Source organism: Cobetia sp. BL01 (assembly GCF_056493605.1).
In genome coordinates this window covers 556,968-571,917 of sequence record NZ_JBVBEE010000001.1, presented here as the reverse complement: position 1 = coordinate 571,917, position 14,950 = coordinate 556,968, and the positions used below count along the sequence as shown (strand labels likewise).

The 14,950-nt window shown below is 65.0% G+C and carries 16 protein-coding genes; 11 read left to right on the top strand and 5 right to left on the bottom strand.

The genetic code is table 11. The annotated features are described in order from the left end of the window. Window positions 1–8: 8 nt before the first annotated feature. Both ACZYGA_RS02445 and ACZYGA_RS02440 read right to left on the bottom strand, forming a co-directional pair. On the bottom strand, window positions 9–1,313 hold the full coding sequence (locus ACZYGA_RS02445) for a PQQ-dependent sugar dehydrogenase (protein ID WP_404624993.1): 1,305 nt from the start codon (window positions 1,311–1,313) through the stop codon (window positions 9–11). 125 nt (window positions 1,314–1,438) lie between these two features. After that, window positions 1,439–2,473 carry a lysophospholipid acyltransferase family protein gene (locus ACZYGA_RS02440; RefSeq protein ID WP_404624995.1) on the bottom strand — a complete coding sequence of 345 codons (1,035 nt, stop codon included), beginning with the start codon at window positions 2,471–2,473 and terminating at the stop codon, window positions 1,439–1,441. 412 nt (window positions 2,474–2,885) lie between these two features. Here ACZYGA_RS02440 and ACZYGA_RS02435 point away from each other — a divergent pair, with 412 nt between their 5' ends. Next, a complete protein-coding gene (locus tag ACZYGA_RS02435) occupies window positions 2,886–3,632 on the top strand; it encodes a class I SAM-dependent methyltransferase (protein ID WP_404624996.1) in 747 nt (248 codons plus the stop codon). A 287-nt stretch (window positions 3,633–3,919) separates the two neighbouring features. Further along, the gene (locus ACZYGA_RS02430; protein ID WP_077375105.1) at window positions 3,920–5,350 is read left to right on the top strand and encodes an MFS transporter; all 1,431 of its coding nucleotides are present in this window, start codon (window positions 3,920–3,922) and stop codon (window positions 5,348–5,350) included. Window positions 5,351–5,419: 69 nt separating this feature from the next. On the opposite strand, the gene ACZYGA_RS02425 is transcribed toward ACZYGA_RS02430, so the two are convergent. Both ACZYGA_RS02425 and ACZYGA_RS02420 read right to left on the bottom strand, forming a co-directional pair. Continuing rightward, window positions 5,420–6,079, bottom strand: a complete 660-nt coding sequence (locus ACZYGA_RS02425) for a 2OG-Fe(II) oxygenase (RefSeq protein ID WP_084208041.1) — start codon at window positions 6,077–6,079, stop codon at window positions 5,420–5,422. 132 nt (window positions 6,080–6,211) lie between these two features. Next, entirely contained in the window at window positions 6,212–6,841 is a 630-nt protein-coding gene (locus tag ACZYGA_RS02420; RefSeq protein WP_136938781.1) for a CoA pyrophosphatase, read from the bottom strand. Window positions 6,842–6,981: 140 nt separating this feature from the next. Between ACZYGA_RS02420 and ACZYGA_RS02415 the strand changes: the two genes are divergently transcribed. Further along, the gene (locus tag ACZYGA_RS02415; protein ID WP_404624999.1) at window positions 6,982–7,566 is read left to right on the top strand and encodes an NUDIX hydrolase; all 585 of its coding nucleotides are present in this window, start codon (window positions 6,982–6,984) and stop codon (window positions 7,564–7,566) included. A 72-nt stretch (window positions 7,567–7,638) separates the two neighbouring features. Here ACZYGA_RS02415 and ACZYGA_RS02410 read toward each other — a convergent pair whose 3' ends face one another. Next, window positions 7,639–7,950, bottom strand: coding sequence for a YqfO family protein (locus ACZYGA_RS02410; RefSeq protein WP_077375094.1), 312 nt, complete (start codon window positions 7,948–7,950; stop codon window positions 7,639–7,641). 160 nt (window positions 7,951–8,110) lie between these two features. Between ACZYGA_RS02410 and ftsB the strand changes: the two genes are divergently transcribed. The 8 genes from ftsB (at window position 8,111) to ACZYGA_RS02370 (ending at window position 14,936) form a co-directional block, all read left to right on the top strand. Continuing rightward, window positions 8,111–8,485 (top strand): cell division protein FtsB, encoded by a 375-nt coding sequence (gene ftsB / locus ACZYGA_RS02405; protein ID WP_404625001.1) that lies wholly within the window; start codon window positions 8,111–8,113, stop codon window positions 8,483–8,485. Further along, entirely contained in the window at window positions 8,482–9,264 is a 783-nt protein-coding gene (gene ispD / locus ACZYGA_RS02400) for a 2-C-methyl-D-erythritol 4-phosphate cytidylyltransferase (RefSeq protein WP_404625003.1), read from the top strand. The genes ftsB and ispD overlap by 4 nt, the downstream gene beginning before the upstream one ends. 73 nt (window positions 9,265–9,337) lie before the next feature. Next, window positions 9,338–9,844, top strand: a complete 507-nt coding sequence (gene ispF, locus ACZYGA_RS02395; RefSeq protein ID WP_404625310.1) for a 2-C-methyl-D-erythritol 2,4-cyclodiphosphate synthase — start codon at window positions 9,338–9,340, stop codon at window positions 9,842–9,844. Next, window positions 9,837–11,012 (top strand): tRNA pseudouridine(13) synthase TruD, encoded by a 1,176-nt coding sequence (truD, locus tag ACZYGA_RS02390; protein ID WP_404625004.1) that lies wholly within the window; start codon window positions 9,837–9,839, stop codon window positions 11,010–11,012. The genes ispF and truD overlap by 8 nt, the downstream gene beginning before the upstream one ends. Before the next feature lie 58 nt (window positions 11,013–11,070). Next, complete coding sequence (gene surE, locus ACZYGA_RS02385; protein WP_136938778.1) at window positions 11,071–11,817, top strand: 5'/3'-nucleotidase SurE; 747 nt, start codon at window positions 11,071–11,073, stop codon at window positions 11,815–11,817. Window positions 11,818–12,011: 194 nt separating this feature from the next. Next, window positions 12,012–12,746, top strand: coding sequence for a protein-L-isoaspartate(D-aspartate) O-methyltransferase (locus ACZYGA_RS02380; RefSeq protein WP_084209621.1), 735 nt, complete (start codon window positions 12,012–12,014; stop codon window positions 12,744–12,746). After that, on the top strand, window positions 12,743–13,696 hold the full coding sequence (locus ACZYGA_RS02375) for a DUF368 domain-containing protein (RefSeq protein ID WP_240499669.1): 954 nt from the start codon (window positions 12,743–12,745) through the stop codon (window positions 13,694–13,696). Before ACZYGA_RS02380 ends, ACZYGA_RS02375 begins: the two co-directional genes overlap by 4 nt. Then, entirely contained in the window at window positions 13,689–14,936 is a 1,248-nt protein-coding gene (locus tag ACZYGA_RS02370; RefSeq protein ID WP_404625007.1) for a peptidoglycan DD-metalloendopeptidase family protein, read from the top strand. Before ACZYGA_RS02375 ends, ACZYGA_RS02370 begins: the two co-directional genes overlap by 8 nt. Window positions 14,937–14,950: the final 14 nt, after the last annotated feature.

Below are 14,950 nucleotides of genomic sequence, written 5' to 3'. Positions count from 1 at the left end.
GCTGGAGGTCATTGAGAGAAGGTGATCCGATAGAGTCCTGAGGCTCCGGTATCGCTGGTCAGGTAGAGGCTGCCATCCTTGCCGAATGCTACATCCAGTGGGCGTATCCAGCGCTCGCCGCTGGCGGCATCCTGCAGGCCGGTCAGTACCGGCACTAGGTGTGCTTCAGTGTCTGGCGTCGCCAGCTTGAGGCCCAGCAGGCGAGGCTCACGACGACTGGCGGGGTCTCCCCACGCTTTGCCGGACGGTGCCGTGCCCCAGCTGCCGTGGACTGCCACCACGACATCCATGTCAGCAGCCAATGGATGCCCAGGCGGCACCACCGCGATACCCATCGGCGCACTGCGAGCGGGGATCTCGGCCAGTGGCGGTGCAATCTCGTCACGTTCGCGCGGTGAATCGCTCGTGATGCAATCATCTGCCTGCCAGCGGCCATCGATCCACTGATACCAGGGCATGCCATGGAAGCTGCCTTCGCGGGCAGCGACCACCAGCTCGCGAGGATGCTCGTAGCCCCAGTGGTCCGGTCCGTTGTTGGTGGCCAGCAGGCGCGTCTCTCCTGTCGCCAGTGCCTGCCAGACCAGGCCGACGGGGTTGCGCAGACCACTCGCCCACGCCCGCCACTCGGGAGGCTCGCCACTTTCCTCAAGGCGCATCACTCCCCCACGGCGCTGTTGCTGTGGGTAGCGAGGCGAGGTGCCCGCCAGATACTGATCGGAGCAGTTGCCTTGGATCCCCAGCGCCAGATACAGGCCATTGTCAGGGCCCAGGCTCAGCGTACGCGAGTTGTGGCCACCGCCGCCGGGAATCGCGATCACGCGCTGGAAGTCGCTCGGGGCAAGGGAGATCCCGGGATGGTAGTCCGCGACCAGCAGGGCGTCCGTGGTCGCGACATACAGGCGCGCATCGCGGACGACGGCAGAGTGGGGATAGCCTTCCAGCTCGACCAGCACTTCCATGCGCTTGAGGCTGCCATCATCGGCCAGCTGGCCTCGGTAGAGCTTGCCGGCCCGCGAGCCGATCAACACCTCATCGTGAGCGGTGAGGTGCAGCATGCGAGGTGCCTGAATCGATGCCAGCCGAGTCATGCCGGCCCCTGGTGGCAGCCTCAGGGAGGGGGCGTCCTCGGGAACCGAGCTTGCCGCCTGCAATGCCAGAGTCGGGGCATGAGCAGAGGTCTCGCCATCGAGGGTGTCGTTGCTGCTTGCCTCGCTCCAGGCAGGAGACGACGCGCAGAGACAGCCGATGAGCGCCGTCCCCATCAGCTGTCTGATGCTTGCGCATCCACGGATTTCCTGTTGGCGCTTGCTCATGTGCTCCACTGCCTCCCTGGCCTGTCGCCGCTACCTCGGCAAGTCGACTGGCATCGCTCGCCGCCGTGCAGGAAAGTCTGGAAGCTTGTGCCGGTTTGCGCCAGTGCTGCCCTGTCCCTGGAGAGTCAGGAGCGCTTCGCGTTGCGGCGGCGGTACTTGAGGTGGCGGCGCCAGCCCTTGAGGGAAAGCCAGGAATCGTCCCGGGGATAGAAGCGCTTCTCACGCCAGCCCGGCTGCTCGTCCAGTTCTTCCGGGCTCTTGCGCCAGCGCTTGTATTCCCATTGATACTGCGCGGGCGCCAGGGCGATCGCGGCTTCCACTGAGGCATTCACTCCCCGCGCCGAGATGACCTCGTCTTCGGTGTAGACCGCCTCATCCGCGGCGAGGAAGTGGATGGCGAAGCCATGGCCATCTTCCAGGCGTTGAGCGACACCGGTCACCACGCGGGCGTCGGTTCTCGCCACCAGCTTGGGGAGCAGAGTGGCGGTGTAGGCGGGGCGGCCGTAGAAGTCGGCGAAGACACCGCTGCCGCGTCCCGGTTCCTGATCCGGTAGGATGCCGATCGCCTCGGCGCGCTTGAGCGCCTTCAGCAACGCTGCCACGCCGCGGGAGTTGGTAGGCACCAGTCTCGCCCCCATGCGCTCACGCCCGTTGCGAATGATCGGGTCGAGCCGCTCGAACTTGGGAGGCTCGTACATGGCAGTGAAGGGGAAATGGCTCGAGAGCCAGAAATTGAGCACTTCCCAGTTGCCGAAGTGCGGCGCCAGCACGATCACGCCACGTCCCTCGGCACGGGCTTCGTCGAGCAGATTGCGACCGTGCACCTCGAGAATCGAATCGCGCACCGCGTCTTCATCACCCAGCCATACCTTGCCCAGCTCCAGCATGGTGGCGGTGGAGTGCGCGAGGCTCTCGGTCACGAGGCGTGCGCGTGCCTCACGCGGCTGATGAGGGAAGGCCTGGCCAAGATTTCTGCGCGTGACGCGCCGTTCCCGCGGATTGAGCAGTTGCACGAGACGCGCGACCGGGCGCGCCATCCACCACAGCTGGCGGGTGGTCAGGCCCGAGAGTCGCTGCCATAGCCAGGCGACGGCATTGGCCTTGAGAGGTAAAAGGCGTTGTTCCAGGGCCTTTTCAAAACGCTTGAGAGTCTTTTCCATCGTCACACATGAAGTTCCGGTGGTCTGGCGTGAGATACCGCACTGGTCAGAGGGCGAGTCCTGCGCTGCCCGTCGCGCCCCATTGTGCCAGAGGGGCGTACGTCATGCAGGTTCGAGGCATCGGGGGACACGCAGTGACCTTCGTCGTGTGTGGCACGGGGTGCGGCCCGTTTCCTCTGCCAGTATCATGCTGGCATCGGCACATCCGGGATCACGTCGCTGGCGTGGTCCCGAGGCGCTCTGTCAGACAGTCAGACCACGGCACTGCCCGAGCGGTTCTCGTGTGCCGTGCTTTCCAGTAGTGCTTTCCAGTAGTGCTTTTCGGTGATGCTTTCCCTGATGCGCTTTCCCTGATGTGCTCGTCCTGTCATGTCTTGTTCCTGTCGTGTCCCTTGCCCTGTGCGGAGCCCTGATGTCATCTTCCCCCATTGCCCCCGAGTCCCCGGCACAGCCATTGCCTGAATCCGACCATCAATGCCCGTTATGCGCGACGCATGGCAGTCAACCGGTGCTTCATCTGGTGCAACGACGCAAGCCATGTCCGCAGACCGGTCAGCGTCCGCCTGCCGACGAGCGTGATTACCTGCGGTGTGGCGAATGCCATCTGCTGTATCTCGCACCCTCTCAACGACTGGATGCCCGCGCAGAGCAGGACATCTACGACCAGCATCAGAATGACCCGGCAGACCCGCGCTATCGCACCTTCCTGTCCAGGCTGTTCACGCCGATGTGCGAGCGGCTGGCGGCCGGTGCCAGCGGGCTCGATTTCGGTTGTGGGCCGGGGCCAGCCCTGGCACGGATGTTCGAGGAAGTCGGCCACCCGATGGCATTGCATGATCTGTATTACCACCCGAACCCGGCAGCGCTCGCCCGTCAGCATGATTTCATCGTCAGTACCGAGGTGATCGAGCATCTCTACGCGCCCGGCGATGTCTTCCGTCAGTGGCTTGGGTGTCTCAAACCCGGTGGCCTGCTGGGGATCATGACGCAACCCGCCGCGGATGATCTGGATGCGCTCAAGCGTTGGCACTATCTGCGTGACCCGACCCATGTCTGCCTGTTCAGCCCGACGACCTTCGCCTGGCTGGCGCGGACCCATGGCCTGGCCTTCGAGCAGATTGCGAGCGATAGCGTCATCTTCCGCGTTCCGATGTCCTGAAGGGCTCGCGTGGCGGGTGTGGAGTGGGCGATGCTCGCTACCGAGGCATGATCCAGCCGCCCCACGCGCGTGCGCCTGACTGGGCTGGCCACCAGATTCGGGGCGAGACAATGAACGATGTCGCGAAATGACGTGAAGCTGACGCAAAAACACTTGGATTTGGCGCAGACTGTCACTATATTGCCCGCGCCTTGCGAGATTCCTGCAGGGCGCTTCCCTCTCCCGTAGCTCTCCGCACCTTGCGGCATTGGCCGAACGCAGTCCTGCGCCTGGCCGAGGAACTGGTCATGCCCCGTCATCTGTTGTTGATGTCTCTCGCGCCCTTGCTGGGCCTTGCCTTGCTGGGGATCGGCAATGCCATGCTGACTTCGCTGGTCCCCCTGCGGCTGTCTGCCGCCGGTGTCTCGAGCGAGGCGATCGGCCTGATCAGCTCCGCCTACTATCTGGGGCTTGGACTGGGAGCGCTGGTCAACGACCGCCTGCTGCTGCGCATCGGACACATCCGAGCCTACGCCGGCTTCGCCTCGCTGGTGGCAGTCGCCGCCCTGGCCATGGGGCTGGGCGATCATCCCGTGGTGTGGTTCCTGCTGCGCATGATGATCGGCTGGTCGCTGGTCGGCGTCTATCTGGTCATCGAGAGCTGGCTGCTGAGTGCCGCCGACCCTGCCGTACGCGGACGCCTGCTGGCGCTCTACATGATCGTTCTTTATGGCGCGGGGGTGCTCGGACAGCTGCTGCTGGGAGTAACCGCCATGCTGAGTCTCGAGGCGGCCTTCATGCTGGTGGCGATGCTGGCGGCGGCGTCTGTATTGCCGCTGGTGCTGCTGCCGCGCGTATCACCGCTGATCGAGCAATCCGAGCCGTTGAGTCCCTGGCGTCTGATTCGCATCACGCCGACCGGCGTGTTCGGCTGCCTGGCTTCGGGGCTGGTGGTGGCAGTGCTCTACAGCCTGCTGCCCTTGGCATTGGGGGAGGGCGGCGTGCTGGACACCGCGGAGATCGGGCAGCGCATGGCGCTGGTGATTCTCGGCGGCATGCTGCTGCAGTATCCCATCGGGCGCTGGTCTGACAGTCATGATCGTCAGCAGGTATTGATCATCCTGTCGGTGGCCATCATCGGGTTCGCCGCCTTGCTGATGGGTCCGGCACGCGAAGGCATCGCGCAGTTGACGGTGTTGTTCCTGCTCGGCGGCGCGGCCTTCACGCTCTATCCGGTCGCGGTCAGCCATGCGGCAGACCGTGCCCCCGCCGGGGCGCTGGTGCGCATGAGTCAGGGGTTGTTGCTGATCAATGCCGTGGGCTCGACCCTGTCACCGCCGGCCGTATCACTGCCGATGGCCGAGATGGGTGCCATGCCCGGCATGGCGCTGAGTCTGGCGGTGATGGGCGGTGGCATGCTGGCCTTCTTCGTCTGGCGACGCGTGATGCGTCCGGCGCCGCAGCCGCTGGCCCCCTTCGAGACCCATGCGCCACAGACACCCCTGGGAACGGAGCTTGCCGTCGGGCCGGAACTGGTCGAGGCCGCCGAGGAGCACCTGCGGGATGCCGAGGTCAATGACCCGCTGGTCGAGGTGACTCGCGAGCTGGCCGTCGACATGCCGGAGCTGATCACCGAGGCGTCCCTGGATAGTCTCGAGGAGATCGAGACTCATGAGGGCGAAAGCCAGCGCCAGGCGCCCCGCCATGGCGAGGCATCCGACGGGCGCAACGCAGATTGAGGCCTTGTGTGAGCGGCATGCCTCACGTGCGTCGCAAGGGGGGAGGTGAGGGTAGAGGAGTAGGTCGCACTAGCGGGAGGGGTCGACCAGGTTGCCCTGCGAGGCGTTGCGGCGGAACCAGCCGGTCACGCTGGCGCGCGCCTGTTTCGTCGGCAGCACCTCGTGGGGGATCCGTTCGGAAAGGAAGCACACGAAGGTCCCGGCCTCGGGGGTGACACGCCGGATTTCACGGCTGTCATCTTCGGGGTCGTAGAGCACGATCTCGCCGCCGGCGTCCGCCGGCCAGTCGGCATTGAGATAGAGCACGCTGGAAATCAGGCGATTGCCACGCCCGCGGAAGCTGTCCAGATGCTTGCGATAGAAGCTGCCGACCGGATAGTGGGCAAAATGCGCCTCGTACTCGAACAGCCCCAGATAGAGGGCACGGTTGAGTTCATCCTTGAGGGCATTCATCGCCTCCAGGTAGGCACGCTGGGCACGCGAATCGCGATCCAGCCAGCGAATCGCATCACCGCGGATGTCCGGGCGAAGGTCATGCTCTCGCCCGCGTCCGATTCCCGCAGCCGTCAGTCGCTGATGGCTCTCCAGCGCCCGCAACTCGTCATTGAGATGGCGGATCAGGTGTGCCGGCAGAAAGTCCGGGCGCACGCTGTAGCCATGCTCGACCAGTTCATCGATCAGCAGGTTGAGCGCGGTGGGGTCCAGCAGTGGGGCGGGTGCAGCGGGCATCGGGCGCTCCGGAAAAAGGGCAGAAGGCATCAAGGCGCAGTGTTATAGAGCAGCACGCGCAGGGGCGCAATGCCTTGAGGGAAGGCCTGGCAATCCTCAGCCCGCGAGACATGCGTCAATCACGCCAGAGGCTCATGCCCGTGGTGCATGGGGGCGAGGTGGCAGGTGGCGCAACGGAGCCCCGGGCGGTGGCGGGGAGGACAGGCTGATGGTGTGTCCGAACCCGATGGCCATCATCTCCACCAGCATCATCGCGGAAAGCCCCCACAGCAGCTGCCCGGCCACCTGATAGCCGGGCACGTACCAGGTGTCATCGCCCACGCGGATGACGTCGGTGTGGGCGCGTTCATCGCGCAGCAGCATGCTCAGTGGCATCTCGAAGATATGCGCTATCTCGCCGGGGTCGGCGCGCAGCGGCAGGTCGGGAGCGATGCGTCCCACGAAAGGCGTCACGGTCATGCCGTGCAGCGAGATCACATCGCTCAGTTGCCCGTATATCTCCACTTCGCCGGAGGGCAGGGCCACTTCCTCCTCGGCCTCACGCAGCGCCGTGGCCAGCAGACTGATATCCTCCGGCTCCGCCTTGCCACCGGGGAAGGCGACCTGGCCGGCATGCTGACTCAGGTGACTGGCGCGTTGCGTGAGCAGCAGCGTCGGTTCCGGGCGGTCGATCAACGCGATGAGTACCGCAGCGCGTGGCTGGTCGTTGCTCACGATACGGGGGTGATGGGATTGCAGGCGCTGGCGCAGAGCTTCTAGCATGTCGGGTCCTCGTTGACCTTCATCTTGTGGCGTGAGATGTGAGGCGGTCAAGATGTGAGGTGACAGCCGGCCGAGTCAGCGGCACCATTTCCAGAAGCCGAGCCCGGGCATCGGCGTTCAAGAGTTTCACGGGAGAGCGAATGAACTACTGCAGCCATTGTGGTGAGACCGTGCGTCTGGCGGTGCCACAAGGAGATGATCGACTGCGCTACCTGTGTGATAGCTGCGGCACCATCCATTATCAGAACCCACGCATCATCGCCGGTACCCTGCCGATACGCGATGGCAAGGTGCTGCTGTGTCGCCGCGCCATCGAGCCGCGCCTGGGGTACTGGACACTGCCGGCCGGTTTCATGGAGAACGCGGAGACCACCAGTGAGGCCGCTGCCCGCGAGACGCGTGAGGAAGCGGGGGCCGAGGTCAATCTCCAGGGCCTCTACACCCTGATTGATCTGCCGCACATCAATCAGGTCTACATGCTGTTTCGCGCCGAATTGACCAGTGATTTCTCCGCGGGTATCGAAAGTCTCGAGGTGGCGCTGTTCGCCGAAGAGGAGATTCCCTGGCAGTCACTGGCCTTCCCGACCATGGAAGTGGCGCTGAGGCGCTATTTCGAGGACCGTCGTGCCCGCCAGGGAGAAGGCGAATTCCCGTTGCATCTGGAACAGATCGATCTCGAGACGCGCGAGCGCTTCTTCAAGACGACACATCTGCCCAAGCACTGAGCGGGCCGTGGTCAGGCTTCACCCCGGGACCTGCCGTCGCTTGACGGCGTGACCGGGGTGGGCATCGCACCTTCAGAAGCTTTCCAGTCGCCAGCAGTCAATCGGCACTTCCTCGTAGGGGTGCGCCTCGCGCAGTGCGGCCACTGCCGTGCGAATCAGCGCGTCCTCACACACCATCTCGACCTTGACCTCCTCGACACGTTCCAGCGTGCCGCGTTCGCCGATATGCGGATTGGCACCGGCCAGCGGACGAAACTGCCCCGTGCCGCGCGTCTCGAAGCAGCAGGCCTCGTAGTCGCCCATGCGTCCGGCACCCGTGGCGAAAAGCGCTTCCTTGACACCTTCCAGTGCTTCGTGTGGAACGAAGAATGCCAGTTTGTACATGGTGGGCCTCCTTGAGGGACGTGACGGGCGATGAGCGCCAGGGCGCCAATCGCCCCGGGGAAAGACGTGCGCTGGCGAGGACGCAGTCAAGCGTGGCAGAGCCTGCGCGGCGTCCCCTGATGATGGCATAATGCCCGCTGCAACGGCCAAGGACACTGCCATGCTCAAATGGATCAATATCTCACTGCTGCTACTGCTGGCTCTGCTCCAGTACCGGCTGTGGTGGGGCGAAAATGGCGTCACCGAATTGTTCGACATCCGTGCCCGCGTGCAGCAGCTCTCCGGGGAAGCGGCGCAGCTGGACAACCGCAATCAACGCCTGGGCGCTGAAGTGGTCGATCTCAAGAATGGTCTGGCGGCCATCGAGGAGCGTGCGCGCAACGATCTCGGCATGGTGCGCAAGGATGAGCAGTTCCTGTGGGTGCCCAACGTCGAGGTACCCAAGCGCCAGGTCTCGTCCGCGGATGAAGTGGCGGAAGGGGCGCTGGAAGGCAAGGGACTGGAAGAGGGCCTGCCCAAGGTGCTCAACCCATGACTCGCATGAATGATGCCCCGCCGCCGCGTCTCTGGTATCTGGTACCCGCCGCAGGCGTGGGCAGCCGCATGCAGGCTGACCGTCCCAAGCAGTATCTGGAACTGACGCCCGGCGGCAGTGTCCTGGAGGCGACCCTCACCACCCTCAGGCGCGCATTGCCCGAGGCCGGATTGTGTCTGGTGCTGGGCGCGGAGGATGCCTATTTCACGCCGACGATGGTGCCATGGCAGGAGTGGCTACGCGCCGATGGCGGCAGCGAGCGTGCCGACAGCGTGCTGGCGGGACTCGAGTGTCTGAGCCGAGTGGCGAGTGATGATGACCTCGTGCTGGTACACGATGTGGCGCGTCCCTGTGTCCGCGAGAGCGACATTCAGGCGCTGGTCAAGGCGGCACGCGAGAGTGACGACGGCGCCATCCTGGCCGCTCCCGCCAGTGACACCATGAAGCGGGCCGCTGCGCTGAGCCAAGCCGTGGAGCGTGCCGATGGCTCAGCGCAGCGCATCGCGCATACCGAATCCCGGACAGGGCTGTGGCATGCCTTCACGCCCCAGGCATTTCCGCTGGGCCTGTTGCGCACTGCGCTGCGTGCCGCCCTCGCGGAGCAGCCCGAGCGCATCACCGATGAGGCCTCGGCACTCGAGGCCTGTGGACGATCCCCCGTGCTGGTGCCCGCGGCGCGCGACAATCTCAAGATCACCCATCCGGAAGACCTCGCCATGGCGCGCCTGTTGCTGGCGGCCCGCGAGGATCACGCCGACAGACCCCGGACACCTGCCTGACATGATGGATCATCCCGTGACCCCCGACACTTCGAGTTCCACGACCTCCCCCGCGACCTCCGGGCATGTCCCGATGTCACTGCGCATCGGGCATGGCTTCGATGTCCACCGTTTCGGCGACGGCGATCATCTGATGATCGGCGGCGTGAAGATCCCCTACGAACATGGCTTCGTGGCGCATTCCGATGGCGATGTATTGCTGCATGCGTTGTGCGATGCGCTGCTCGGGGCCTGCGGGATGGGCGACATCGGCAAGCATTTCCCGGATACCGACAGCGAGTGGTCCGGGGCGGACAGTCGCGGCCTGCTGCGCCACGTCGTCGGGCTGATCAATGCCGCTGGTTTCGGGGTCGGCAATGTCGATCTCACCGTGATGGCGCAGGCCCCCAAGATGGCGCCGCACATCCAGGCGATGCGTGAGGTGATCGCCGAGGACCTGTGTGTGCCGGTGGCGGTCGTCAACGTCAAGGCCACCACTACCGAGTGTCTCGGTTTCACCGGTCGCAAGGAAGGCATCGCCGCCGAGGCCGTGGCGGTGCTTGGCAGGCTGCCCGCCGCGGGTGGAGCCGAGCATGTCTGAAGTGAATGCCATGTCTGAGCCGCCCGAGTCCGATGCGCTGTCTGTCGCGGCGCGAACGGCACTGGAAGCCGCCGGCAGCGAGCCATGGGTCAAGGAAGCCGAGCTGATGCAGCGCTGGCCGCATGCCCATGGCGGCCCGCTGGGCGCAGGTGACTTCCGACACACGCCGGAAGACTTTCGCGTCACGGAATTGATGGACTTCGTGCCCGAAGGTCACGGGGAGCACCAGTGGCTCTGGATCGAGAAGCGCGGTCTGACCACTGACGAGCTGTGCCGCGAACTGGCAGGTCTTTGCGACGTGGCACCGCGTGACATCGGCGTGGCGGGACTCAAGGACAGGCAGGCGATTACCCAACAGTGGGTCTCGGTATGGTTGCCGGGGCGTGAAGCCCCTGAGCATCTGAGTGAGGCCTTGGCCGAGAAGGGGGCCCGCGTGCTGGCCAGCGTGCGGCACCCGCGCAAGCTCAAGCGTGGCGTGCATCGCGGCAATCGCTTTGCGCTGCGAGTGAGCGGCGAGGCCGTGGCCCATCCGGATTTCGAGACTCGCTGGCAGACATTGATACGCGATGGGGTGCCCAACTATTTCGGTCCGCAGCGTTTCGGGCACCAGGGGCATAACCTGGGGCGTGCACGCGCCGTACTGATACGTGGCTGGCGCAAGCGTGATGATCGCAGCGGCATGCTGCTGTCCACCGCGCGCAGCTTCCTGTTCAACGAAGTGCTGGCCGCGCGTCTCAAGGCTGGCTGCTGGGCGACGGCGTTGAGCGGTGAGGTGTTCGCGCTCGACGGGACGGGATCGCGCTTCGTCACCGATGGCAGCGAAGCTGTCGAGACGCTGACCCGGCGCCTTGCCGACGGGGATATCCACCCCACGGGCCCGCTGTGGGGCACCGGCCGTGGCGAGTCCCATGCGCAGGTCGCGGCGCTTGAGCAGGTGCTGGCGTCCAGCTGGCCCCAGCTCTGTGACGGCCTCGAGAAGGCTGGCGTGAAGGCCGAGCGTCGGCCACTGCGCCTGATGCCTGCCAATGCTCGCCTGGAGTGGGCCATCACGCCGGCCCAGGCCGATGCCGAGGCGACTGCGGCCAGTGCGTGGCTGCATTTCGATCTTCCGCGCGGCAGCTTCGCCACCGGCCTGTTGCGTGAGCTGATTGCCCACCCGCTGCTGTAGCGGCCTGCCCAGCGTGCGCCACGACATGACACCGCGATGAACATGAACAGGTGAGACGATGCGCAAGATTCTGCTTTCCAATGATGATGGGGTACATGCCCCCGGGCTCAAGGCCCTGCATGATGCGCTGTGTGATCACGCGCGAATTCGCGTGGTGGCACCGGACCGTGATCGTTCGGGTGCCAGCAACTCCCTGACCCTGAGTCGCCCGCTGATGCTGTCCGCGATGGACAACGGTTTCTACAGTGTCGACGGCACCCCTGCCGATTGCGTCTATCTGGGGGTCAACGGTGTCTGGGACGAGAAACCGGATATCGTGATCTCCGGCATCAACCACGGTGCCAACCTGGGAGACGATGTGCTGTATTCCGGCACTGTGGCAGCGGCGATGGAAGGCCGCTCGCTGGGCATGTCGGCGATCGCGATGTCGCTGTGTGGCAAGACCCATTTCGAGACGGCAGGGCGTGTGGCGGCGAGTCTGGTCGGCGCGGCCGAGACGCTGGCCTTGCCGCCGCGTTCGCTGCTCAACGTCAATGTGCCGGATGTTCCCTGGCACGAGATCCGCGGATTTCGCGTCACGCGCCAGGGGCATCGTGGTCCGGCGGGCGCACCGATCGCCGTGCAGGACCCTCGCGGGCGCACCCGGTACTGGATCGCGCTGGCCGGGGACGGAGTCGACGATGGTGAGGACACCGATTTCGCGGCCATCGCGGCCGGCTATGTGTCCATCACGCCGTTGATGACCGACCTGACCTCCCATGCGGCGCGTCAGGATGTGGAGCAGTGGCTGGAAGCACTGAGTTGACCTCGCGCGCCACCGCCTGGCGGTCAGGGGTGTCGGGGATCGATCAGCAAGCCGGCGCAGGCGCGTCGGTCGACAGGATGTAATTCGATGTCATGAAGGACGTGTATCAGAACGGTTTTCCCGCAGTGCAGTCTGAGAGTGGGCAAGCCATGGCGGATTCGTCGGCCACTCGAACCTCATCGCCACCGGTGCCCATGCGCCTGGAGCGCCCGAATGCCGCGCAGTTGAGCGGTATCGGCATGACCTCTCAACGAACGCGTGATCGCATGGTCACGCGACTGGAAGAGGCCGGCATCCAGGACGAGCGGGTACTGGATCTGATGGCGGCGGAACCGCGCCATCTGTTTCTCGATGAGGCGCTGGCGCATCGCGCCTATGAGGATACCGCCCTGCCGCTGGGGCAGGGGCAGACATTGTCGCAGCCCTACATGCATGCCCGCATGACGGAGCTGGCTCTGGCCTCGGCACCGCGCCCGCGCGAGCAGTGTCGGGTGCTGGAGGTCGGCACCGGTTCGGGCTACCAGACCCTGCTGCTGGCGCGGCTGTTCGGTCAGGTGGCCTCGCTGGAGCGCATCGCCTTGTTGCATCTGCGTGCCCGGCAGCGGCTTGAGTGGTTCGGGCTGGACAATGTCCAGCTGCGTCACGCCGATGGCGGGCACGGCTGGCAGACCACGGCGCGTGAGACGGCCGCACAGGAGTCGGTGACCCTGCCGGGGTTTGATCTGGTGGTGGTGACGGCATGTGCCTCGCACTTGCCGCAGGCATTGCTCCAGCAGCTGGCACCGGAGGGAGTGATGATCGTGCCATTGGCGGAAGACGGCAGTGATCGTCAATGGCTGACACGAGTGCGCCACGTCGGCGACACTCAGGATATTCAGCGGCTCGAGGCTGTGCGCTTCGTGCCGTTGCTCGAGGGAGTGATCAGGTGAAACGAGCATTGAGCGTGTTCTTCAAGGGGGCGGGCATGGGCGCTGCCGATGCCGTGCCCGGCGTCTCGGGAGGCACGATAGCCTTCGTGACGGGCATCTATGAAGAATTGATCGAAACCATCAAGCGCTTCGGACCTTCCGCCATCGGTGTCTGGCGTCAACAGGGCGTCAAGGCGTTGTGGCAGCACTTGAATCTGGCGTTCTTGCTACCGCTTGCCGCCGGCATTCTCGCCAGCCTGATCAGCGTGGCGCACCTCGTCACCTGGCTGATGGAGGCGCAGCCGCTGCTGCTCAATGCCTTCTTCTTCGGTCTGGTGGTGTGTTCCGGTGTGGTCGTGGCGCGGCGCATTACCGGCTTCAGGGTCGGGTATCTGGTGTGGCTGGTGCTGGGGCTGGTACTGGCCAGTCAGCTGCCCAGCCTTCTGCCAGCGGGCACTGATGCGCCCTGGGTTATCGTCGCCGGGGGGGCCATCGCCATCAGTGCCATGTTGCTGCCGGGCGTTTCCGGCAGCTTCCTGCTGTTGACCATGGGCCTCTATGGCACCGTGATGACAGGTATCAAGAGCTTCGATCTGACGCTGATCCTGTTGTTCGGAAGTGGCTGCGCCATCGGACTGTTCACCTTCTCGCGTGTACTGTCATGGTTGTTTCGTCACCATCACACCGCGACACTGATGCTGCTGGTCGGCTTCATCCTCGGCTCGCTGCCGGTGCTGTGGCCCTGGCGCACTATCACCGATTATCGACTGGGGCCCAAGGGGGAGCAGGTACCGCTAGATTATCAATTCATGATGCCGGAGACCTATACCAGCGTGACAGGTGAGCCTGCCCAGTTGTGGGCGGCGCTTGCCCTGATGCTGGCAGGTATCCTGCTGGTCTGGTTCGCGGGTGAGCGCTCAGGACCGGATGATTCTTCCAGTGATTCCCGCAAGGAGCAGGAACATGCCTGACATGATGGACAAGGGATTCAAGCTGGCGCTGGCGGGTCTGGCGCTGGGCGCTCTGACGGCGTGCAGTACCGCCACGACGCGTCCGCAGATCCAGGATCTCAGTGGTGGCACGACACGCATCACTGCAGACAGCTATACGGTCCAGCGCGGTGACACGCTCTATGGCATCGCCTGGCAGAGTGGCCAGGACTTCCGTGACGTGGCGCGCATGAATGGCCTGCGCCCGCCCTACACCTTGCAGCCCGGGCAGACTCTGCGCCTCGACCCTCAGGCACCGTTGCCCGCGAATGCCGGCAACTCCCGTACGGCCGGCACGGCATCGGGGTCGGCATCAGGCACGGGCGTGGTGGCGACCGGGCTTGGCGGCAGCGATGACGCCATCGCCAGCGGCGGCGAGGTGCCGGACTGGCTGGCTCCGGATGAGTCGGCCATTGCTCAGCAGAAGCAGCGTGCTTCCCAGGCGCAGTCCCTGACCACCGGTGGTGGCGGCGTTGCGGCGGCTGCCACGGGCGCGGCCGCTGCTGCGGGCGTCGGCCCGGGGCCCGTGTATCAGGAAGGCAGTGAAGAGGCGCTGGCGGAGTCTGCGCGTGCACAGGCCGCGGACGAAGCCTCCCGAGCCGGTGAGACACTGGAGAGTGCCGGCAGCAATGCCCAGGCCAGGGCGAGTGAGGCCGAGGCTGCTGCTCACAAGGCGGCGCAGGAGACGGCGGATCGCGAGAAGGCCGAGCAGCTGGCAGCGGCCAAGGCCGAGCGTGACAAGGCGGCGGCAAACGTGAAAAGTGCCTCCGACAAGGTTGAAAAGGGGACCAACGTTGCGGGCGCCACACCCGAGGCGGCACCGGCCAAGAAAACCTATGTGCCGGTAAAAAACGTTGACTGGCAGTGGCCTACGCAAGGCGAGATCATCGGCAAATTCGGTGAGTCCGAGAGTGTGACGGGCGGCATTGATATCGCTGGTCAAAAGGGGCAACCTGTCAAGGCAGCAGGGCCGGGGATTGTGGTCTACGCGGGGAGTGGAGTGCGCGGTTACGGCAACCTCATCATCCTCAAGCACAATGACCGTTATCTGAGTGCCTACGCCCACAACGACAGCCTCCGCGTCTCGGAGAATGATGTTGTCGAGGCCGGACAGGTAATCGCCACTCTGGGAGCCACTGACGCCGAACGTGCGCAGCTGCATTTCGAGATCCGCGAGGATGGGCAGCCGAAGGATCCCTTGAAGTTCCTGCCCAAGCGCTGACGTCCACCGCTGCC